The organism is Candidatus Nitrosopumilus salarius BD31 (genome assembly GCF_000242875.2).
Taxonomy (GTDB): domain Archaea; phylum Thermoproteota; class Nitrososphaeria; order Nitrososphaerales; family Nitrosopumilaceae; genus Nitrosopumilus; species Nitrosopumilus salarius.
Map to the genome: position 1 here is coordinate 1 of NZ_AEXL02000165.1, position 716 is coordinate 716.

1 protein-coding gene and 1 pseudogene are annotated in these 716 nt (G+C 33.5%); one reads left to right on the forward strand and one right to left on the reverse strand.

Translation table 11 applies throughout. From position 1 onward, the window contains the following. The first annotated feature begins 80 nt into the window (after window positions 1-80). The gene (locus BD31_RS09290; protein WP_048097643.1) at window positions 81-521 is read left to right on the forward strand and encodes a pyridoxamine 5'-phosphate oxidase family protein; all 441 of its coding nucleotides are present in this window, start codon (window positions 81-83) and stop codon (window positions 519-521) included. 5 nt (window positions 522-526) lie between these two features. Here BD31_RS09290 and BD31_RS09295 read toward each other — a convergent pair. After that, window positions 527-716: pseudogene (locus tag BD31_RS09295) on the reverse strand (DNA repair protein); the annotation flags it as partial.

The window sequence follows — 716 nt, forward strand, 5'->3', positions numbered from 1 at the left end:
TTTTTCTTCTTCTCAATTGAGGTTGCTGAGTTCATGCGCTAGTATGAAAACTAAATACGTTCTATTTTGAAATATTGCTTATGATAACTCAAGAAATCAAAGATTTTTTGAATCTGCATAAATTAGCTTATGTTGCAACTGTCTCGTCTGATGGAAAACCAAATCTTTCTCCAAAGGGAACTCTGGTTGGTTGGTCATCCAATATTTTGGCTTTTGCAGATATTCGTTCACCTGATACTATGAATAACCTTCAAAGTAATTCTAATGTTGAAATTAATGCAATTGATCCTTTTTCACGAAGGGGATATCTGTTCAAAGGTCAAGCACGTATTCTTAAAAATGACTCCTTATTTGAAGAGATTTTGAATTATTATAGGTCACAGGGCGTTAAGAGTCCCATTAATTCAATTGTTTTGGTAGATGTTTCAGACGTATCTGAGGTAACATCCCCTTTGTATGATCTGGGGGTCTCCGAGCAAGAAATTAAATCCAAATGGAAAAAACATTTTGAAAATTTGTGATAGTTTTACTGGTTTTGAATTTTTTTGAGTTTTTCTAACTCTTGTTTTGTTTTTTCATGCTCTTCTCTTTCTTTCTCTAAAAGTGATTGAATAGCTTCTAGTTCCTTTTGTGTCATGCTGAGTTTTGATTTTAATGATCCAACCACTGCACTAGCTGCCTCTATGATTCCTGCAGAACTTTTTTGATTGTTATTC